Source organism: Actinomycetospora sp. ABD4_176 (assembly GCF_056311855.1).
In genome coordinates this window covers 2,511,488-2,530,018 of record NZ_CM149974.1, presented here as the reverse complement: position 1 = coordinate 2,530,018, position 18,531 = coordinate 2,511,488, and the positions used below count along the sequence as shown (strand labels likewise).

Sequence of the window (18,531 nt, the reverse complement as noted above, 5' to 3'; positions counted from 1 at the left end):
TGCGCCGCCTACGACGCGTCGGGGATCTCGCAGATCACGGCGCCCTGGTTGACGCTCGCGCCCGCCTCGAGGGTGAGCCCGGTGACGACGCCGTCCTTGTGGGCGGTGACCGGGTTCTCCATCTTCATGGCCTCGACGACCACGACGAGGTCGCCCGCCGACACCGTGTCGCCCTCGGACACCGCGACCTTGACCACCGTGCCCTGCATCGGCGCGGTCACGGCGTCGCCGGAGACCTTGGCGCCGCCGCCGGAGCGGGCGCGCTTCTTCTTCGGCGTCGCGGCCCGCGCGCCGCCCCCGCCGCCACCGATGGCGAGGTCGCCGGGCAGCGACACCTCGAGGCGCTTGCCGCCGACCTCGACGACCACCGTCTGCCGCGGCAGGGAGTCCGCCGCCTCCTCGTCCGTCGCGGCGGCCTCGTACGGCGGGATCCGGTTGTCGAACTCGGTCTCGATCCAGCGCGTGTGCACCGTGAACGACTCGGCGCCGTCCGGGGCGGTGAAGGCCGGGTCGTCCAGCACCGCCCGGTGGAACGGGATGACCGTCGGCAGGCCCTCGACGACGAGCTCGGCGAGCGCACGACGCGAGCGGGCCATCGCCTGCTCCCGGTCCTCGCCGGTGACGATCAGCTTGCCGACCATCGAGTCGAACTGCCCGCCGATGACGGTGCCGGTCTCGACGCCCGAGTCGACGCGCACGCCGGGGCCGTCGGGGGCGACGAAGCGGGTCACCGTGCCGGGCGCGGGCAGGAAGCCGCGGCCGGCGTCCTCGCCGTTGATCCGGTACTCGATGGCGTGCCCGCGCGGGGTCGGGTCCTCGCTGAAGCGCAGCTCCTGGCCGGCGGCGATGCGGAACTGCTCGATGACGAGGTCGATCCCGCTGGTCTCCTCGGAGACGGGGTGCTCGACCTGCAGGCGGGTGTTGACCTCGAGGAACGAGATCGTGCCGTCCTCGCCGACGAGGAACTCCACGGTGCCGGCGCCGGAGTAGCCGGCCTCGACGCAGATGTCGCGGGCCGAGGTGTGGATGCGCTTGCGCTGCTCGTCGGACAGGAACGGCGCGGGCGCCTCCTCGACCAGCTTCTGGTGGCGGCGCTGCAGCGAGCAGTCGCGGGTGCCGACGACGATGCAGTTGCCGTGCTGGTCGGCCAGGACCTGGGCCTCGACGTGGCGGGGCCGGTCGAGGTAGCGCTCGACGAACGACTCGCCGCGCCCGAACGCCGACACGGCCTCGCGCACCGCGGCGTCGAACATCTCGGCGATCTCGTCGCGCTCGCGGGCGACGCGCATGCCGCGCCCGCCGCCACCGAACGCCGCCTTGATCGCCACCGGCAGCCCGTGCTCGTCGGCGAAGGCGATGACCTCGTCGGCGTCGGCGACCGGGTCCTTCGTGCCGGGCACCAGGGGCGCCCCGGAGCGCTCGGCGATCTTGCGAGCGGTGACCTTGTCGCCCAGGTCGCGGATGGCCTGCGGGCTCGGGCCGATCCAGATCAGCCCGGCGTCGATGACGGCCTGGGCGAAGTCCGCGTTCTCGGAGAGGAACCCGTAGCCCGGGTGGATCGCGTTCGCGCCGGAGTCCCGCGCGGCCTTCAGGAGCTTCTCGATGTCGAGGTACGACTCGGCCGCGGTCTCCCCGCCCAGCCCGAACGCCTGGTCGGCGAGGCGGACGTGCGGGGCGTCCCGGTCCGGGTCGGCGTACACGGCGACGCTCCGCAGGCCCGCGTCGGCGCAGGCACGCACCACGCGCACCGCGATCTCGCCGCGGTTCGCCACCAGGACGGTGTGCAGCGGGTCGAACCCCGTCGGGGCGGACGCGGCCATCGAGGGACCTCCTGGGGGATCATCGCTGAACCGGGGCTGGACCGGGGTCGGTCGGGGCAGTGTAGGGGCGGCCGGACGGGTGCCCGGTCGGGTCACTCTCTCGTACTCGATGCGGCAGCGTCGCGGAGCCCGGCGTGGTCATGACCACACGCCGAGGATGCCCGCTCACGCCCCGCACACGCCGCGCCCCGGTGCGGGTCACCCCGTCCGTCGCGGCTACGGTCGGCGACCGATGCAGCCTTGGTGGTGGCGGTCGGTGGCCGTGTGCGCGTCCGTGCTGGCCCTCGCCGGCCTCGTCGCCGTGGTCGCCGGGGCGGTCGGCGCCGACCGGGCGACCTCCCTGCGCCTCGCGACCGAGGACGTCGTCGCGCCCACGGGACCACCACCCGGGGCGGTGGACCCGCCGTCGGAGCCGTCGGAGCCGTCGGAGCCGGCGGCGCCCACGGCCCCGCCGGAGCCCGAGGAGCCGGCGCCGTCCGGACCCGCCGACGAGGCCCCGGCCCCGGACGCGCCGCGCGTGCCCGACGCGGTGACGGCCACGACGCTGGCGCTCCCGGCGGGGTGGCGGGTCGCGCCGGACCAGGACGTCGTCGAGGTGCCGTCGGGCCGGTTCGAGGGCGCGACGATCCTGCGGCGCGGCGAGGGCACGGTGGTGCTCGTCGGCCTCGCGGACCCGGAGCGCGTCCCCGTCGACCCGCCCGTCGCCGACCCCGCCCGGACCTCCGCGCTGGACGCCGAGGCGCGGCGGCTGGCGGACGCCTACGCCGACCTGCTCGCCCCCGGCGCCGGGACCGCGGACCTCACCGACAACGAGGCGTCCGTCGCCGACCTGCCCACCCGCACCTCGGTGCGCCGTGTCGAGGGCGGCGAGCTCGACGGCGCGCTGGTGCGCGTGAGCACGATCGCGGCGCCGGGCCGCACGCTCGCGGTGCTGGCCGTGGCCCGGCCCTCGCCGACCATCGAGGCCGACGGCGACGCGGCGGACGCCGTGGTGCGCTCGCTGCGCCTCGATCCCGCCTGAGCAGCCCCGAGCAGCGGTACTCAGGTCCGGGGGGCCGCCGCCCAGAGCGCGTCGACGCCGACGCCGATCTCGCCGAGCAGGCGCCGGGTCAGGGGCAGGCTCAGCCCGACGACGTTCGACGGGTCGCCCTCGATGCCCTCGACGAACCAGCCGCCCAGGCCGTCGAGCGTGAACGCGCCGGCGACGGCCAGCGGCTCCCCGCTCGCGAGGTAGGACTCGAGCTCGGCGGTGCTGGGCTCGGAGAACGCGACGGCCGTGCGCGCGTGCCCGGTGACCTCGCGCTCCACGGCGCCGTCGACCACGCGGACCAGCGCGTGCCCGGTGAACAGGTCCGCGGCGCGCCCGGCCATCTGGTCCCACCGACCGCGCGCGGCGTCGAGCGACGCCGGCTTGCCCACGAGCTCGCCCTCGAGCCACAGCATGGAGTCCGCGCCGACGATGACGCAGTCGGGCTCGGCCGTCGCGATCCGCGCGGCCACCGTGCGGGCCTTCGCCAGCGCGAGCGCCGACACGGTGTCCTCGGGCGTCGCGCCGTCGCCGAGCTCGGCGACCACGGCGTCCTCGTCGACGTCGGAGACCTCGACGAGGGGTTCCACCCCGGCGGCACGGAGGACGGCCCGTCGGGCCGGGGACGCGGACGCGAGCACCAGACGCACGGGGCGGCACCCTACGTCGGCGGCCCGAGGGCCGCGTCGTCGCCGGTGTCGTCTCCCGCGTCGTCGCCGGTCGACGTGGACCACGCGGGCGTCGGGGTGGGTCCGCCGCGCGACCTCGTGGACCGTCGGCGAGGTCGGGATGCCGGTGCCGATGTCGATGAACGGGGTGATCCCCGCCTGCGCGGGTGATCTCCGCCTGCGCGAGGTGCTCGACCGCCAGCACGAGGAACGCACGGTGGTTGCGCGCGAGCTGGCGCTGATCGGGATGGCTCGCGATCACCGCCTTGGCGGCCTCGCGGTCGGCGGCGACGTTGTCCTGCCCGCCGAGGTAGTAGTCGTCCGTCCGCGCGGGCGACGGCACCTTGTTGTCGAACCCCTCGGTCACCGCCGGCCCCCGCGCGAAGCCACCGTCACCGCCGCGGGGGCGAGGTCCGATGTGCGACGCGACGGCCGCGCCCGTCCGCTCAGAACGGCGGCGGATCGTCCGGCCTGCCCGGTGGTGGTCGCCCCGGCGGCGGGATGTCGGGGTAGGGGTCGTCGATCCAGATCGGGTCGTCGCCGGCGCGCGCCTCCGGGGACGTGCTCGACCGGTAGCGGCCGGGCGCCGGGTCGGGGAGCTCCGGGATCACCCGCCGCGGCGGGCGCTCGTAGGTGTGGCCGGTGGGGCTGGTCCAGACGAAGGTGCCGGGGGAGGTCTGGTCGAGCCGCCACCCGGACCCGTGCTTGAGGTGGTGGTCGTGCGGGCACAGCGGGCCGAGATTTCCGGCGAGAGTCCGTCCGTGCGCGGCCACCGGCCGCGTGTGGTCGATGTCCGCGACCACCGCGGACGCCCGGCAGGGCGGGAACACGCACGACCGGTCCCGCGCCTGGATCCACCTCGCCAGCGCGGCCGATGGGGTGCGCCGATCGGCGGCCTCCGGCGCGTCCTCGTCGGGCGGATGCCACGCCCGGAGCTGGTCCTGCAGGTCGGCGATCACCTCGGCCCAGGGCGGGTGGCGGTCCGGGCGCACCGTCGTGAGCTCGGCCTCGGTGACGTGCAGCTCGACCACCGGCCGCGGCGCCACGGGTGGGTCGTCGAACGGCGTGGTCGCGTACCCGCGCGGCCGGCGGCGGGTCACCAGCGCCGCCACGAGGTGACCGTCGGCGCCGGAGATCGCGACCCGCCACTCGGCCCGGCAGAGCTGCCGCGCGAACTGGCGGGCGAACGCCGCGTGGATGACGCCGTAGCCGGGCATCAGCCCCGGCTTCTCGTCCAGCCCGAGCAGCGTCAGCAGGCCGATCCGCACCTCGATCCGGCCCCGCCGCGACCCCCTCGGGTGCTCGGCGCGCCGGCCGCCCTCGACGGCCGCGTCCTCGCCCTCCTCGTCGGGCACCTCGTCGGGGTCGGCCGCCGCGCCGGGGGCGACCGTGTCGTCGTCGGGCTCGTCCGGCGTGCCGGCGCGGCCCGGGCCCCGGTCGGCCGGCTCGTGGTCGGGCGGTACCTCTCCGTCCGCGGCTTCGTCGGAGCGCCGGTCGTTGGCCGAGTCGTCGGCGCTGCCGTCTCCGTCTGCGCCTGCCGGCCCCCGCCCGCCGTGCTGGACGGGCGTCCGGCGGCCGCGCGGATCCCGCGGGTCGGCCGCGGCCACGACGGCGGCGACGAGGGCGTCGTCGCCGCAGCCGGCGGTGCGGGGGCTGAGCAGGGCGAGGTAGAGGTCGGCGCGGATGGTGTCGAGCAGCCCCGGGTGTCCCAACGCCTTGGCCCGCATCGCGAGCCGGTCGACGTGGGCCACGGAGCGCGCCCCGGCGTCGAGCGGCAGGTCGAGACCCGAGACGTTGAGTGTGCCGGAATCGGTGCGTCGGGCGCGGACGCGACGCTGTCGGCGGGAGTTGTCGTACAACCGCGCCGCCCACTCCGGGTCGATGGCCGCCGCCAGCTGCTGCAGGCGCTCGATCAGGCCGGAGAGCGTCAGCCGCGGCGCCTCCGGCAGCACCGTGCGCACCACCCGCGCGGCGTGCTCCGCCGACAGCGAGGACGTCCAGGTGACGCAGAGGCGCACGCGGTCCGCGTCGACCGAGCCGGCGTCCCACGCCGCCCACAGCTCCGGGATCGCTGCGATCGCCGTGTCGGCCCGGTCCAGCATCGCCGACACCCGCGTGCGGGACTCGGACAGGGCGACCCGCAGCTCGTCGCCGCCGACGGTCGCCGAGCCCTCGCGCCGTCCGCCGGGCTGCTCGGGATCGGCCAGGGCCGCCTCGCGGGCGGCAAGGGAGAACCGCGCCTCGTGGTGGGACAACTGGCGGCGCCACGCCACCGCCAGCGTCACCGCGTCGTGAGCCGACACGGCGCACGGGTCGACCTGCTCGAGCAGCGCGCCCAGCATCGGCCCGGGGGTCGCCGTGGCGATCCCCTCGGGGAGCGATGCGAACACCTGTTCGAACACGACATCAGACTAGCGCCGACCCCCGACGACGACGGCCCTTTCGGGGAACTACTCGCCACCGCTCCCGGTGGCCAGCTCGACCGCTATGTCGAGGTGGCCGACGTGGCGCGCGTACTCCTGTACGAGGTGGAGCAGAACGCGCTCGAGGGTCGCCGGCGGCGCGCCGTCCCATCGAGGTCCGGGCGCGCCGACCTCGTCGAGACGGTGACCCGCGACGATCGCGCGGGTGCGTTCGCCCTGATCGCGCAGGGAGGCGACCACCTCGTCGGCATTCGTGCCCTCGGGTACCACCCAGCGGCCCTCGCGCGAGTCGGCCCACGGGTCGTCGACGGCGAGGCCCAGGAAGCCCCACTCGAGCCAGCGCCGCTCGACGTGCCGCAGGTGGTGCAGCAGCTCCACCGGCAACCATCCGGACGACAGGCGGCTCCGGGCGCCCTCGGCGGCCGGGAGCTCCCGGAGCTTCTCCACGGCACGCTCGCGGAAGAAGTCGAGGTAGCCGAGGAGCACCTCGCTGCGGGACCCGAGGACGTCGGTGGGTTCGGGGAACGCGACCACGCGGCCCACCCTGGCCTACAGCTGCAGCACGGCCTGGACGTCGAGGTGGATCTGGATGGTGGAGCCGACGACGGGGATGCCGCGGGCGACCATCTGCTGCCAGTTGAGCGTGAAGTGCTCGCGGTGCAGCGACGTCGTGGCCGTGGCGCCGACGCGCGTGCCGTTCCACGACTGGGTGCCGAGGTAGGTGGTGTCGAGCCGGACGTCGTTGGTGCGCCCGCGGATCGACAGCTCGCCGTCGATGGTCCAGGCGTTGCCCGCCCGCACGACGAAGCGGGTGCTCGAGAACTGGAGCTGCGGGTGGTCGTCGACGGCCAGGAAGTCCTGGGAGCGCAGGTGGGCGTCGCGCTGGGCGTTGTGGGTCTCGATGCTGGCCGCGTCGATGACGACGTCGACGCTGGAGTCCTCGAGGTCCTCGGCGATGTGGATCGAGCCGCGGAACCGGGTGAACTGGCCGTAGACCCGCGACAGCGCGATGTGCCGGGCGACGAACCCCAGCCGGCTGTGGGCGTCGTCGATCACCCACTCGCCGGGTGAGGGGCGCGTGCTGCCCTGGTCGGCGGACATCGTCAGCGCACCGAGGGCGGCGTGCTCACCCCGGCCGACCAGGAGGTCGCGGGTGAGGGTGGTGTAGCCGCCGAGCGTCGCGCGCAGGGTGTACGCGCCGCTCGGCACCGCGGCGGTGTAGAAGCCGAAGGGGTCGGTGACCGTCTCGGTGACCACGCGCCGCAGGCCCTCGGCCTCGATCACCGCGACCGCGACGCCGGGCAGGGGCCGGCCCTCGACGTTGCGCAGCTGGGCGCTGACCAGCCCGCCGGTGGGCGGGATGGGCATGAGGGCGTGGTCGGCGTCGCGGTAGCTCTCGCCACCGATCGGCGTGCGACGGCGTCGGCGCAGCAGGGCCATCAGGTCACCCGGAGGAGTCGGGGAGGGGTCATCGCGGTCGGGCGGACGCCCGCCAGCCTCCCGGCCCGGGGTGGACCGGGCCGCGCACGAGGTCGACGCGGCGCGCCCAGCCCGACGTCGGCGTCGGGTCGGGGGCCTCGGCGGGGCCACCGCCCGCGGCGGCGAGCACGGCGGTCAGCGCGGCGATCTCGGCCGCGTCCGGCTCGCCGCGCACGATGCGCAGCAGCGGGCGGGCCAGGGTCTCCTGGCCGTCCTCGGAGTCCTCGCTCACCGCCACACCTCCGCGTTCGCTGCCCTCACAGGGGCACGTTCCCGTGCTTGCGCGGCGGCAGCGTCTCGCGCTTGGTCTCGAGCATCCGCAGCGCCCGGGCGACGTAGCCGCGGGTGTGCGACGGCGGGACGACGGCGTCGACGTAGCCCCGCTCCGCGGCCACGTAGGGGTTGGCGAGCGTGTCCTCGTACTCCTGCTGCAGCTCCGCGCGCCGGGCCTCGACGTCCCCGCCGGCGTCCTCGACCTTCTTGAGCTCCTTGCGGTAGAGGATGCTCACCGCGCCGGAGGCCCCGGTGACCGCGATCTGCGCAGTGGGCCAGGCGATGTTGACGTCGGCCCCGAGGTGCTTGGAGCCCATGACGTCGTAGGCGCCGCCGTAGGCCTTGCGGCAGATGACCGTGACGAGCGGGACCGTCGCCTCGGCGTACGCGTAGATCAGCTTCGCGCCACGCCGGATGATCCCGTTGTACTCCTGGTCGGTGCCGGGCAGGAACCCCGGCACGTCGACGAAGGTCAGCACCGGGATGTTGAAGGTGTCGCACGTGCGCACGAACCGCGCGGCCTTCTCGCTCGCCCCGATGTCGAGGCAGCCGGCGAGCTGGGTGGGCTGGTTGGCCACGATGCCGACCGGGCGGCCCTCGACGCGGCCGTAGCCGGTGACGATGTTGGACGCGTAGAGCGCCTGGATCTCGAGGAAGTCGCCGTCGTCGACGACCCGCGTGATCGCCTCGCGGATGTCGTAGGGCTGGTTCGGCGAGTCGGGCACCAGGGTGTCGAGCTCGAGGTCGGTCTCGCCGATGCCGTCGGGCACCGACCCGCTCTCCTCCTCGCCCGGGATCCGCGGCGGGTCGGTGAGGTTGTTCGACGGCAGGTAGCCCAGGAGCTCCTGGACGAAGGAGATCGCGTCGTCCTCGTCGGAGGCCAGGTAGTGGGCGTTGCCGGACGTCGCGTTGTGGGTGCGGGCGCCGCCGAGCTCCTCGAAGCCGACGTCCTCGCCCGTCACCGTCTTGATGACGTCGGGGCCGGTGATGAACATGAACGACGTCTCGTCGACCATGACCGTGAAGTCGGTGAGCGCGGGGGAGTACACCGCACCACCGGCCGCCGGGCCCATGACCAGCGAGATCTGCGGGACGACGCCGGAGGCGTGCACGTTGCGCTTGAAGATCTCGCCGTAGAGCCCGAGGGCGACGACGCCCTCCTGGATGCGCGCGCCACCGCCGTCGTTGATGCCGACGACCGGGCAGCCGATCTTCATGGCCACGTCCATGACCTTGACGATCTTCTCGCCGTAGACCTCGCCCAGCGCGCCGCCGAAGACGGTGGCGTCCTGGGAGAACACGCAGACCGGGCGTCCGTCGACCGTGCCCTGCCCGGTGACGACACCGTCGCCGTAGGGACGGTTGGCGTCGAGGCCGAAGTTGGTGGAGCGGTGGCGCGCCATCGCGTCGAACTCGAGGAAGCTGCCCTCGTCGAGCAGCAGGTCGATCCGCTCGCGGGCGGTCTTGCGGCCCTTGGCGTGCTGGCGCTCGACCGCACGCTCGCTGCCGGCGTGGACCACGTCCTCCTGACGCCGGTACCAGTCGGCCAGCTTGCCGGCCGAGGTGTGGACGTCCGGCTCCTCCGAGGCCCCACTGGCTGCGCTGTCGGGCTCCGGCAACGGCTCCGTCGCGGCGGTCATGGAGCGGCACTGTAGCGACCGGGTCCGACACGCTCGGGGGACGCGGGCGAGAGGGTGATCAGCGGCACTACGGTGCGCGGTCGTGGCCGCTCCCCTGGACGAAGACTCGCTGCGCCGCGCGCTGTGCCCGCCGTCGGGGCCGTGGGCGGCGCTGGACGTCGTGGCCGGCACCGGCTCCACCAACGCCGACCTCCTCGCCCGCGTCGCCGGCCGCGACGCCGCGCCCGACCGGACCGTCCTCGTCGCCGAGCACCAGGACGCCGGCCGCGGGCGCCGCGAGCGCGTGTGGGAGGACCGGGCGGGGGAGGGCCTGACCTTCTCGGTGCTCCTGCGCCCGCGCGAGGTGGCACCGGAGCGGTGGGGGTGGGCGCCGCTGCTGGCCGGGCTGGCGCTGGTCGAGGCGGTCGACACGCTGACCGGCGGCACGGTCCCCGCCGCGCTGAAGTGGCCGAACGACCTGCTGCTCGGCGACGGCGCGAAGGGGGCCGGGGTGCTGGCCGAGGTCGGTGCGGTCACCGGCGACGACCGCGCGCTCGTGGTCGGGATCGGGCTGAACGTCGCGACCCCGGTGGCCGACCTGCCCCCCGGTGCGACGTCCCTGGCCGCCGAGGGCGCCGACCTCGCGCGGGGCGACGTGCTGGTCGCGGTGCTGCGCGCGCTGGCCGAGCTCGACGGACGGTGGCGCGACGCGCGGGGCGACGCGGTCGCGTCCGGCCTCGTCGACGACTACCGCGCGCGCTGCGCGACGCTGGGCCGCGAGGTGGGCGTGACCCTGCCCGGCGACCGGGTGCTCACCGGGCGCGCGGTCGACGTCGACCGCGACGGGCGGCTCGCGGTGCGTGCCCTGGACGGGGACACCACCGTCGTGTCGGCGGGCGACGTCGTCCACGTGCGGCCCACCGCTCGTTAGCCTCGCCGGAGGACCCGGGGAGGGGGTGCGGCGCGTGGCCTACCCCGACGGCGTGCTGCGCCGCGGCGAGCACGTGCTCGCCCACCGGCGCCCGCACTGGCGCATGCTCGTCGTGCCCGCGCTGGTCCCGCCCGCCGCGGTGTTCCTCGCCGCCCTGCTCGCCGGCCTGGCCGACGGCATCCCGTCCGGGTCGACGCGCGCCGCGGTGCGACTGGCGCTGGTGCTGCTCGCGGCGGTCGTCATCGGCTGGCTCGCCGTCCTGCCGCTCGTGCGCTGGCGCTGCACCCACCTCGTCGTCACCGACCGGCGCCTGCTCGTGCGCGAGGGCGTGCTCGCCCGGGAGAGCGTCGAGGTCGCGGGCGCGACGATCACCGAGGTGCGCACGCGCAGCACCGGGTCGGAGCGGGTGCTCGGCGCGGGCACGCTGGTCGTGGCGACCGCGGGCACCGAGGAGCCGTGGGAGTTCGCGGGGCTGGGCGACGTCGAGCGCCTGGCGACGCTGGTGGGGACGATGGCCGAGGACCGGGGCGGGCTCGACCGGGCGCTCGTCCCGCGGGCCGAGGTCCGGGACGCGTGGGACGAGCCGGCCGCGGACGACGAGCTCGACGACGAGGACCCGGACGCCTTCGACCCCGACGACCAGGACGAGCTGGACGAGCCCGACGAGCCGGTCAGGGGCTGGCGGGGCCGCCGGGCGCGGCGGCGGGCGCGCCGTCGCGCCGCCCGAACATCCCGGTGAAGCGGCCCCGGTAGACCTCGGTGCCGTCGTCGCGGGTCAGCGTGCCCAGCAGGGTGACGAGGCCCAGGTGGGGGCGGCTGGCGGAGACGCGCGCTGCGAGGATCTCCAGGGACGCATCGAGCCGGTCGCCCGGGAACACGGGCGCCGGCCACGAGATCTCGTCGCCGCCGGGTGAGCCCAGCGCCGCCGCGCGGGTGAGCAGCGCGTCGACGTAGCAGCGCATCCAGAGCGACGCGGTGAACCACCCCGACGCGCACAGCCCGCCGAACAGCGACGCGCGGGCCGCCTCCTCGTCGACGTGGAAGGGCTGGGGGTCGAAGCGGCGGTTGAAGGCCAGCATCTCGTCGCGGTCGACGACCACCGAGCCGAGCGCGATGCGCCGACCGGCGGGCAGGTCCTCGAAGCAGACCTCGGGGGCGGTCACGGCGGTGATCGTGCCAGTTCCCGGGGGAACCGCTCGGCGGTCGGCTGCGTCGAAACCCGTGTGCGAGCCGGTGAGCTGGCGGGCTGGCTGGCCGCGGCCGGGGTGGCCGGGGCGGCGGTCAGCGTGGACGCCGAGGTCGAGCGGGCGTGGTGCGTGCGGCCCGTGCCCGGGGCGGACGGGGCCGACGGGGCAGAAGGGGCCGAGGACGGGAGCTGGGAGGTGTTCTGGTGCGAGCACGGTGGGCGGTTCGAGTGGACGCGGTTCGACGACGAGTCGGCCGCCTGCTTCTCGCTGTTCGGGCGGCTGGTGTGGGCGCGGCTCGCGGGATCCTCCGGCTAGCGCCGGACGATCTCCAGGGCGGCGTCGTGCAGCAGGCCGTTGGTGGTCAGCGAGTCGCCGCCGTCGGGGCGCGCGACGCCGCCGAGGTCGGTGAGCCGGCCGCCGGCCTCCTCGACGAGGACCTGGGCGGCCGCGAGGTCCCAGGTGTTGGCGGCGGGTTCCACGGCGAGGTCGAGGACGCCCTCGGCGACGAGGCAGTGGTGCCAGAAGTCGCCGAACGCGCGGCTCTCCCAGCAGGCGCGGGTCAACGCGAGCCACTGCTCCTGGCGGTCGATCGTGCGCCAGTACTCGAGGTCGGTGGTGGAGGCGTAGGCGTCCTCGAGGGCTCCGACGCCGGACACCGCGAGCGGGGCGGCGTCGAGGCCGCGGGCGGGGTCGGAGGTGTGGGCGCCCCGGCCCGCCGCGGCCCACCAGCGCCGCTGCAGGGCGGGGGCGCTGACGACGCCGACGACGGGGCGGCCGTCCTGCACCAGCGCGACGAGGCTCGCCCACACCGGGACGCCGCGGGAGAAGTTCTTGGTGCCGTCGATCGGGTCGATCACCCAGACCCGCCCGGTGCCGAGGCTGCCGCCGCGCTCCTCGCCGAGCACGTCGTCGTCGGGGCGGTGGGTGGCGAGCACGGCGCGCAGGCGGTCCTCGCAGGCGGTGTCGGCGTCGGTCACCGGGGTGCGGTCGGGCTTGCGCTCCACGCGCAGGTCGACGGCGCGGAAGCGGGGCAGGGTCACGGCGTCGGCGGCGTCCGCGAGCGAGAGGGCGAGCGCGAGGTCGAGGTCGGGGTCGGGGTCGGGGTCGCTGTCGGGGTCGGCGGGGTCGAGGTCGGCGGACCCGGCGGAGCTCATGGCGGGCGATCGTGCCAGGACTCCGCACCCCCGGGGCTACTGTGGCGCCGTGACCACCGTGCTGCTCGTCGAGGACGACGCGGCGATCGCCGGACCCCTCTCCCGCGCGCTGCAGCGCGAGGGCTACGAGGTCGACATCGTCGGCGACGGTCAGGCCGCGCTCCACCGAGCGGGCTCCGCCGGGCCGGATCTCATGGTGCTGGACCTCGGCCTGCCGGGGATGGACGGGCTCGAGGTGTGCCGGCGGGTGCGCGCCGACCAGCCGGACCTGCCCGTGCTCATGCTCACCGCGCGCACCGACGAGGTCGACTTCGTCGTGGGGCTCGACGCGGGCGCGGACGACTACGTGGGCAAGCCCTTCCGGCTCGCCGAGCTCCTGGCGCGGGTGCGGGCGCTGCTGCGCCGCCGCGCGCCGGAGGTGCTCGACGCCGGCGGGGTGCGCCTGGAGCCGTCGGCGCGGCGGGTCACGGTCGACGGGGTCGAGGTCGGCCTGGCCAACAAGGAGTTCGAGCTGCTCCGGGTGCTCATGGCCCACGCCGGGCAGGTGGTGTCCCGGGAGGAGATCCTCCGTGAGGTCTGGAACGACCCCGAGATGAAGACCTCCAAGACCCTCGACATGCACATGTCCTGGCTGCGCCGCAAGCTCGCCGACGAGGGCGGGTCGGTCGGAGGGGTCGGGGGCAAGCGCATCAGCACGGTGCGCGGGGTCGGGTTCCGCTTCAACACCTAGGCCCCGCCCGTGCGACGCCGGATCCTCGTCTCGACGCTCATCGTCGTCACCATCACGGTGGCGGTACTGGGCGGCCCACTGGCGCTCACGACGTGGCGGCTGGTGGAGGACTTCACGCGCGCGGACATCAACTCGCGGCTGCGGCAGGTCGTCGCGACGCTCGACTCGCAGGTGTCGGGCGAGCGGCCGGTGGACCTCAGCGCGGTCGGCATCGCTGTTCCGCCCGGCGGGTCGCTGGTGGTCCGCACCCCGCGGGGCACGAGCACGCTGGGCGAGCTGGCCCCGGGCCCGACGGTCAGCGAGACCCTGCCGTTCGGGCTCTCGGGGACGGCGGTGCTCTCGGAGCCGATCACCGAGATGCGGGCGCGCCAGCTGCAGGCGACGGCGCTGGTGCTCGCGGCGGTGCTGCTGTCGGTGGCCGTGGGCGCGGTGGTGGCGACGCTGACCGCCCGGCGGCTGGCCGACCCGCTCCAGCAGGTGGCCGGGCGCGCCGCGCGTCTCGGCGCCGGCGACTTCCGGCCCGCGCCGCACCGCCACGGGATCCCCGAGCTCGACCGGGTGTCCGACGTCCTCGACTCCTCGGCCGCGGCGCTCGCCGAGCTGCTCCAGCGCGAGCGCGAACTGGTCGGCGACGTGTCCCACCAGCTGCGCAGCCGCCTGACCGCCCTGCAGCTGCGCCTCGACGAGCTCGCGGCCCACCCCGACGACCAGGTCTCGGCGGAGGGCGCGGCGGCGCTCGAGCAGGCCGAGCGGCTCGCCGAGGTGCTCGACGAGCTCCTCGCCTCCGCGCGCGAGGCCCGCGCGGCGGGCGCGGCGCCGCTGGAGGTGGCGGGCGAGCTGGAGGCCGTGGCCGACGAGTGGCACGACCCGCTGCGTGCCGAGGGCCGCGCGATCCGCGTGCGCACGCCGGAGGGCCTCGTCGCGCGGGCCACGTCGGGACGGCTGCGCGAGGCGCTCGGGGTGCTCGTCGACAACGCCCTGCGCCACGGCCGGGGCACGATCACGCTCTCGGCGCGCCTGTCGGACAACGACACGATCGTCGTCGAGGTCGGCGACCACGGCGAGGGCGTCCCGCCCGAGCTCGCCCCGCACGTGTTCGACCGTGGGGTGTCGGGGGCGGCGTCCACCGGCCTGGGACTGGCGCTGGCCCGCGCGCTGGTCGAGGCCGACGGCGGGCGCCTCGAGCTCGCCCGGACGCGGCCCGCGACCTTCGCGGTGTTCCTCCCCGTGCCCCGCACCGACCGGACCGTCGCCGCCCCGCGCCCGCTCCCCACGACCGGGCCGCGCTGAGGCCTGCCGGGACGACGACGGGCGACAGGCGTTCGGGGGAGGGTCAGCGAGGGGTCAGCGGGGGCGGTGGTGGCGCACCAGCGCCACGGTGACCTCGGTGAGGTCCTCGGCGTCGAGCTCCTGGCGACGTCCGTGGGCCTCCTCGCGGGCGCGGGGGGCGGGATAGGGCCCGTAGGTGTCGGCGGCACCGGTGACGGGGTCGAGGACCAGGACCATCAGCCCGTCGCACTGCTCGAGCCCGTCGGCGTCGAGCAGGGGGTCGGCGGTGACGTCCCGGCTGCCGGTGCGATGCGGGCACGGGAGCTTCGGCACAGCTGGTCCTCCTCCGCGTCCTTCGAGGCCCGGCCCGCCTGAGCCCTCCCCGGCCGAGCGGTACCGACGGTATCAAGAACCTTGGAAACCCCTGCGCGTTCGGGCGACGACCGGCTCCGCATCGGAGACCGGCGGTCGTCGATCTCGCCATGCGGTGGCCTGCGCGACATCGGTCGGCGGAGGGCCGTACCCCGATCGGGGGTCGCGGCGATCACGACGAGCGTTCGCCCGGCTACCGCCACGGGCCGAGATCGTCGGGGAACACCCACCGGCGGAACGCCCACCAGCGGAACACCATGGCGAGGAGCGTCCCGACGACCTGGGCGCTGACCAGGTCGGCGACGTGCTCGGTCAGCGTCGACACCGCGGGCGTGGCGAGGTCGAGCACGTAGCGCGAGATCCCGAGCGGCGCGGCGTTGATCGCCAGCGCGACGCCGGAGACGGCGAAGTACAGCAGCGCCTCGTGGGGCCGGCCGCGCCCGCCGCGCGTACGGAACGACCACTCGCGGTTGAGGACGTAGCCCACGATCGTCGCGACCAGCACCGCCACGACCTTCGCCGTGACGGGCTTCGGCTCGAGCACCGTGGACTTGGCGGTGACGAACACGGCCGTGTCGACCACGAAGGTGATCGCGCCGACGGTGGCGAACTTGACCAGCTCGCCGTGCCGGTCGACGAGCCGCACGGCCCGGCCCGGCACGTCGCGCAGCCCCGTCACCGGGCGGAGTGTAGTGAGCCCTCCCGTGCGGCGGGGCCGGTCCGGCAGATCACGCCCGCGTCACCGACGACGGGCAGCCGGGCCGTCACGAGGCAGTCCTGGTCAGCGGGCCGGGGGCGGGCCGCGGTCGTTCGGGCGGTGGGGCGGGCGGTCGTGCCGCGGGCCGCCGGCGCGGCGCGCTCGGCGCCTGCCGTGCCGGTCGTCCCCGGCGAGGTCTCGCGGCGGGCGGTCGGGGGGTCCCCGGCGGCCGCACCCGCCGCGCGGGCGGGTCCGGTCGCGCGGTGCGTCCCGCTCGGACGGTCGGCGCCGGTGGCCCCGTCGGTCAGGCCCGGGATCGCGAGCACGGCCTCCGGCGACGGCGTGCGGCCCGGGGCCCGGTCGGTCCCGGACGTCGGTCCGCTGCCGCGGCCCGGCGCCGCCGCATCCGGCGCGGCGCCCGCCCGGCCCGAGGTCACCGGGGCGCCCGGCACGCCCGGCACGCGCGGCGGCAGGGCCCCACCCGGCGGCTCGGCGACACCGGGCGGGGCCACCCCCGGCGGCAGGGTCGCCCCCGGCGGCACGGCGACACCTGGCGGGGCCACCCCCGGCGGCACCGCCCCCGGCGCGGGACCGGCCTGGACCGGCGCGGCCGGGGGCTCGAGGGCGTCGCCCAGCACGAAGGCCGCGAGGCCGACCGCGCCGGCGAGGCCGATGACGCCCGCCGTGCGCACCCGGGCGGGCGGGACGGGGCGAACGGCCCCGGTGATCCCCGTCAGCGCGCCGAGCACACCGATCGCGCCGCCCCCGGCGACGGCGAGCTCGCCGGTGCTGGCCACGTCGAGCGGACCGGTCGAGCCGCGCGAGGCCAGGTAGCCCAGCACTCCCGCGCCGAGCACGAGCGGCGCCACCACCGCGCGCAGCATCCCGGCGTTGACGTCGCGCAGCTCGGCGGCCAGGGCCCGGCACTCGGAGCACTCGGCGAGGTGCGCCTCGACCCGCTCGGCCTCCCGGCGCGCGAGTCCGCCGCGGGTGTAGGCGCCGAGCTTCTCGCCGGTCTCGCGGTGCCGGCGGTCCCAGCGGCCCGAGCCGGTGGCGAGGTGTTCCTGCAGGTAGGCCTGGCGCAGCCCCTCCCGCGCGCGGTAGCCGAGCGCGGACACGGCGTTGGCCGACAGCCCGAACAGCGGCGCGATGTCCGCCGGGGTGTCGCCCTCGACCTCGAGGTGCCAGAGCACCGCCTGCCATCGCTCGGGCAGCGTCGCGAAGGCGCGGGCGGCCATCGTGCGCTCGAGGCCGGCCAGGGCGGGGTCGGTGAAGGGGACGACGGTGCCGTCCGGGTCGACGCCCTGGACGTCGGTGAGGTCGTCGGTGAGGTCGACACGACGCTCGGCGCGGCTGCGGTCGTAGGCGAGGTGGCGCACCGACGTCAGCAGGTACGCCCGGAACGCCTCGGTGGGACCGCGCCCGGCGCGCAGCACCTCGAGCATGCGTGTGAAGGCGCCGGCGACGAGGTCGTCGGCGTCCGCGGGGGAGCGGGCGAGCTGGCGGGCCAGGGCCCGCGCGGCGTGCTGGTGGCGGGCGTAGAGCGTCCCGAAGGCGGCCGTGGAGTCGCGGTCCGCGCCGCGCCCGCGCAGCAGCGCGATGAGGTCGGCGTCGCTGCGGGCGTCCCCGCTCGCATCCCCGCCCGCGTCCCTGCCGTCCCCGCCCCCGTCGTCGACGGACATGGCCGCACCTCCCCCCTCACCCGTCCGGTCGAGTGTGCGGGACTCCGGTCGGCCGAACCGGTGAGCGTCACCGTCATGGGCGACGGTCCCGCGCGTCTCCCCTTCGGATCGGGAGGACGGACCCGACGACGCGAGCACGGTGGAGGTCGGCCACGGGATGGACGTGAGCAGCATCGAGGGGACGCGCGCCGCGAGCTCGACGGCGGGCGGCGCGCCGGGGCCCACCGACGCCACCGGTGCCACCGAGGCCGTCGGCGGCGTCGACGCCGCGCTCGCGGGCGCCGCCCCCCGCCCCGGTCGGGCCGCCCTGCTGCGCGAGCGGTGGTTCGCGTGCAGCAGCGCCCTGGGCTGGTCCGCCGCGGCGGACTGGCCGGACCCGACGGTGGAGGCGGTCTGCGCGGTGGTCACCGCCCGGCACGCCGGACGGGACGCGCGCGACCGGGCGGTCGAGCGGGTCCTCGCCCGCTGGGCGGGCGCCCGGGCCGGGGCGGGCATCGGCCTCGCCGAGACCCTCACCGATCTCGCCGCCCTGAGCACCGCCGTGTCCGGCGCCGGGGCGGAGGAGCCCGACGACGCGGTCGGGGGCGTCGTGCCCGGGCGCCACACCCCGGTCCGGGGCCCCGACGGGGTGCGCCTGCTGCGCGCGGTCTCGCTCGCGTGGACCCACGTGGCCTGCGGCGACATCGCCGAGACCGCGGCCGTCGACCCGCTCTCGGGCCTGGCGAGCGTCCGCTACCTGCGCACCCGCCTCGCCGAGGTCTACCGCGCCGCCCGCGCCCACGGCCGCGCCGCGGGTGACGAGCACGCCCTGGTGGTGCTCGCGCTCGACGTCCGCGACTGGCGCCGGGTCGCGCCGCTCTCGATCGCCGGCGACGCCGCGGGCGTGGTGTTCGACGCCGGCGAGTCGATCGCCGTCGTCGGCCGCGGCACCGTCGTCGTTCTCGCCCCGCGCGCGGGTCTCACCGAGCGCACCGCCGTCCTGCGCCGCCTGCTGACCCGCCGGCTCGCGGCGGCCGAGGGGCTCGTCGGGTCGCCGACGGTGCGGATCGCCCGCCTGCCCGCCACCCACGACGGCGCGTGCGCGCTGCTCGCCCGGCTGCGCGACGCCGAGCCGGAGCCCCAGCACGAGCCCCAGCACGAGCCCCACCACGAGCCCCAGCACGAGCCGGAGCCGCATCACACCTGACCAGCGCGTACCGT

Annotated in this window: 19 protein-coding genes and 2 pseudogenes; 7 read left to right on the top strand and 14 right to left on the bottom strand. The window is 76.3% G+C overall.

Going from position 1 to position 18,531, the window contains the following annotated elements; genetic code table 11:
* Positions 1 to 8: 8 nt before the first annotated feature.
* Positions 9 to 1,820, bottom strand: coding sequence for an acetyl/propionyl/methylcrotonyl-CoA carboxylase subunit alpha (locus tag ACYX4T_RS12250; protein WP_476014772.1), 1,812 nt, complete (start codon positions 1,818 to 1,820; stop codon positions 9 to 11).
* Between the two features lie 232 nt (positions 1,821 to 2,052).
* Here ACYX4T_RS12250 and ACYX4T_RS12245 point away from each other — a divergent pair, with 232 nt between their 5' ends.
* On the top strand, positions 2,053 to 2,841 hold the full coding sequence (locus tag ACYX4T_RS12245; RefSeq protein WP_476014771.1) for a hypothetical protein: 789 nt from the start codon (positions 2,053 to 2,055) through the stop codon (positions 2,839 to 2,841).
* A gap of 20 nt (positions 2,842 to 2,861) precedes the next feature.
* Here the strand turns inward: ACYX4T_RS12245 and ACYX4T_RS12240 are convergent, their stop codons facing one another.
* The 8 genes and pseudogenes from ACYX4T_RS12240 to ACYX4T_RS12205 all read right to left on the bottom strand — a co-directional run bounded on the left by ACYX4T_RS12240 (position 2,862) and on the right by ACYX4T_RS12205 (position 9,330).
* Positions 2,862 to 3,497, bottom strand: coding sequence for a Maf family protein (locus ACYX4T_RS12240; protein ID WP_476015261.1), 636 nt, complete (start codon positions 3,495 to 3,497; stop codon positions 2,862 to 2,864).
* A gap of 78 nt (positions 3,498 to 3,575) precedes the next feature.
* Positions 3,576 to 3,731: pseudogene (locus ACYX4T_RS12235) on the bottom strand (SAM-dependent methyltransferase); the annotation flags it as partial.
* Positions 3,730 to 3,858, bottom strand: a pseudogene (locus tag ACYX4T_RS12230) (SAM-dependent methyltransferase); the annotation flags it as partial. The pseudogenes ACYX4T_RS12230 and ACYX4T_RS12235, both read right to left, overlap by 2 nt.
* A 103-nt stretch (positions 3,859 to 3,961) precedes the next feature.
* Positions 3,962 to 5,917 (bottom strand): hypothetical protein, encoded by a 1,956-nt coding sequence (locus ACYX4T_RS12225; protein ID WP_476014770.1) that lies wholly within the window; start codon positions 5,915 to 5,917, stop codon positions 3,962 to 3,964.
* A 48-nt stretch (positions 5,918 to 5,965) separates the two neighbouring features.
* Positions 5,966 to 6,472 carry a mycothiol transferase gene (locus ACYX4T_RS12220; RefSeq protein WP_476014769.1) on the bottom strand — a complete coding sequence of 169 codons (507 nt, stop codon included), beginning with the start codon at positions 6,470 to 6,472 and terminating at the stop codon, positions 5,966 to 5,968.
* A 15-nt stretch (positions 6,473 to 6,487) separates the two neighbouring features.
* The gene (locus tag ACYX4T_RS12215; RefSeq protein ID WP_476014768.1) at positions 6,488 to 7,378 is read right to left on the bottom strand and encodes a YceI family protein; all 891 of its coding nucleotides are present in this window, start codon (positions 7,376 to 7,378) and stop codon (positions 6,488 to 6,490) included.
* Between the two features lie 28 nt (positions 7,379 to 7,406).
* Positions 7,407 to 7,649: an acyl-CoA carboxylase subunit epsilon gene (locus tag ACYX4T_RS12210; protein ID WP_476014767.1), complete on the bottom strand. Its 243-nt coding sequence runs from the start codon at positions 7,647 to 7,649 to the stop codon at positions 7,407 to 7,409.
* 25 nt (positions 7,650 to 7,674) lie between these two features.
* A complete protein-coding gene (locus tag ACYX4T_RS12205; protein WP_476014766.1) occupies positions 7,675 to 9,330 on the bottom strand; it encodes an acyl-CoA carboxylase subunit beta in 1,656 nt (551 codons plus the stop codon).
* Between the two features lie 82 nt (positions 9,331 to 9,412).
* Here ACYX4T_RS12205 and ACYX4T_RS12200 point away from each other — a divergent pair, with 82 nt between their 5' ends.
* Positions 9,413 to 10,240 (top strand): biotin--[acetyl-CoA-carboxylase] ligase, encoded by an 828-nt coding sequence (locus ACYX4T_RS12200; protein ID WP_476014765.1) that lies wholly within the window; start codon positions 9,413 to 9,415, stop codon positions 10,238 to 10,240.
* 34 nt (positions 10,241 to 10,274) lie between these two features.
* Positions 10,275 to 10,979 carry a PH domain-containing protein gene (locus tag ACYX4T_RS12195; RefSeq protein WP_476014764.1) on the top strand — a complete coding sequence of 235 codons (705 nt, stop codon included), beginning with the start codon at positions 10,275 to 10,277 and terminating at the stop codon, positions 10,977 to 10,979.
* Here the strand turns inward: ACYX4T_RS12195 and ACYX4T_RS12190 are convergent.
* A complete protein-coding gene (locus tag ACYX4T_RS12190; protein ID WP_476014763.1) occupies positions 10,912 to 11,403 on the bottom strand; it encodes a MaoC family dehydratase in 492 nt (163 codons plus the stop codon). The two genes, ACYX4T_RS12195 and ACYX4T_RS12190, sit on opposite strands and share 68 nt — an antisense overlap.
* Positions 11,404 to 11,463: 60 nt before the next feature.
* On the opposite strand from ACYX4T_RS12190, the gene ACYX4T_RS12185 reads away from it, so the two are divergent.
* The gene (locus tag ACYX4T_RS12185) at positions 11,464 to 11,742 is read left to right on the top strand and encodes a hypothetical protein (RefSeq protein ID WP_476014762.1); all 279 of its coding nucleotides are present in this window, start codon (positions 11,464 to 11,466) and stop codon (positions 11,740 to 11,742) included.
* Here the strand turns inward: ACYX4T_RS12185 and ACYX4T_RS12180 are convergent.
* Complete coding sequence (locus ACYX4T_RS12180; RefSeq protein ID WP_476014761.1) at positions 11,739 to 12,581, bottom strand: inositol monophosphatase family protein; 843 nt, start codon at positions 12,579 to 12,581, stop codon at positions 11,739 to 11,741. The two genes, ACYX4T_RS12185 and ACYX4T_RS12180, sit on opposite strands and share 4 nt — an antisense overlap.
* A 49-nt stretch (positions 12,582 to 12,630) precedes the next feature.
* Between ACYX4T_RS12180 and ACYX4T_RS12175 the strand changes: the two genes are divergently transcribed.
* On the top strand, positions 12,631 to 13,311 hold the full coding sequence (locus ACYX4T_RS12175; RefSeq protein ID WP_476014760.1) for a response regulator transcription factor: 681 nt from the start codon (positions 12,631 to 12,633) through the stop codon (positions 13,309 to 13,311).
* Positions 13,312 to 13,320: 9 nt separating this feature from the next.
* Complete coding sequence (locus ACYX4T_RS12170) at positions 13,321 to 14,601, top strand: ATP-binding protein (protein ID WP_476014759.1); 1,281 nt, start codon at positions 13,321 to 13,323, stop codon at positions 14,599 to 14,601.
* A gap of 54 nt (positions 14,602 to 14,655) precedes the next feature.
* On the opposite strand, the gene ACYX4T_RS12165 is transcribed toward ACYX4T_RS12170, so the two are convergent.
* From ACYX4T_RS12165 to ACYX4T_RS12155, 3 genes are all read right to left on the bottom strand, one after another.
* Positions 14,656 to 14,913 carry a hypothetical protein gene (locus ACYX4T_RS12165; protein WP_476014758.1) on the bottom strand — a complete coding sequence of 86 codons (258 nt, stop codon included), beginning with the start codon at positions 14,911 to 14,913 and terminating at the stop codon, positions 14,656 to 14,658.
* A 232-nt stretch (positions 14,914 to 15,145) separates the two neighbouring features.
* Positions 15,146 to 15,631, bottom strand: a complete 486-nt coding sequence (locus tag ACYX4T_RS12160; RefSeq protein ID WP_476014757.1) for a GtrA family protein — start codon at positions 15,629 to 15,631, stop codon at positions 15,146 to 15,148.
* The gene (locus tag ACYX4T_RS12155; protein ID WP_476014756.1) at positions 15,628 to 17,331 is read right to left on the bottom strand and encodes a sigma-70 family RNA polymerase sigma factor; all 1,704 of its coding nucleotides are present in this window, start codon (positions 17,329 to 17,331) and stop codon (positions 15,628 to 15,630) included. Before ACYX4T_RS12155 ends, ACYX4T_RS12160 begins: the two co-directional genes overlap by 4 nt.
* A 163-nt stretch (positions 17,332 to 17,494) precedes the next feature.
* Here ACYX4T_RS12155 and ACYX4T_RS12150 point away from each other — a divergent pair, with 163 nt between their 5' ends.
* Positions 17,495 to 18,517 carry a GGDEF domain-containing protein gene (locus ACYX4T_RS12150; RefSeq protein WP_476014755.1) on the top strand — a complete coding sequence of 341 codons (1,023 nt, stop codon included), beginning with the start codon at positions 17,495 to 17,497 and terminating at the stop codon, positions 18,515 to 18,517.
* Positions 18,518 to 18,531 lie beyond the last annotated feature (14 nt).

What these genes read in the sequence shown, in the direction of transcription:
- ACYX4T_RS12250 (WP_476014772.1), bottom strand. Translation starts at nt 1,820, where the DNA reads ATGGCCGCGTCCGCCCCGACGGGGTTCGACCCGCTGCACACCGTCCTG.
- ACYX4T_RS12245 (WP_476014771.1), top strand. Translation starts at nt 2,053, where the DNA reads ATGCAGCCTTGGTGGTGGCGGTCGGTGGCCGTGTGCGCGTCCGTGCTG.
- ACYX4T_RS12215 (WP_476014768.1), bottom strand. Translation starts at nt 7,378, where the DNA reads ATGGCCCTGCTGCGCCGACGCCGTCGCACGCCGATCGGTGGCGAGAGC.
- ACYX4T_RS12205 (WP_476014766.1), bottom strand. Translation starts at nt 9,330, where the DNA reads ATGACCGCCGCGACGGAGCCGTTGCCGGAGCCCGACAGCGCAGCCAGT.
- ACYX4T_RS12180 (WP_476014761.1), bottom strand. Translation starts at nt 12,581, where the DNA reads ATGAGCTCCGCCGGGTCCGCCGACCTCGACCCCGCCGACCCCGACAGC.
- ACYX4T_RS12155 (WP_476014756.1), bottom strand. Translation starts at nt 17,331, where the DNA reads ATGTCCGTCGACGACGGGGGCGGGGACGGCAGGGACGCGGGCGGGGAT.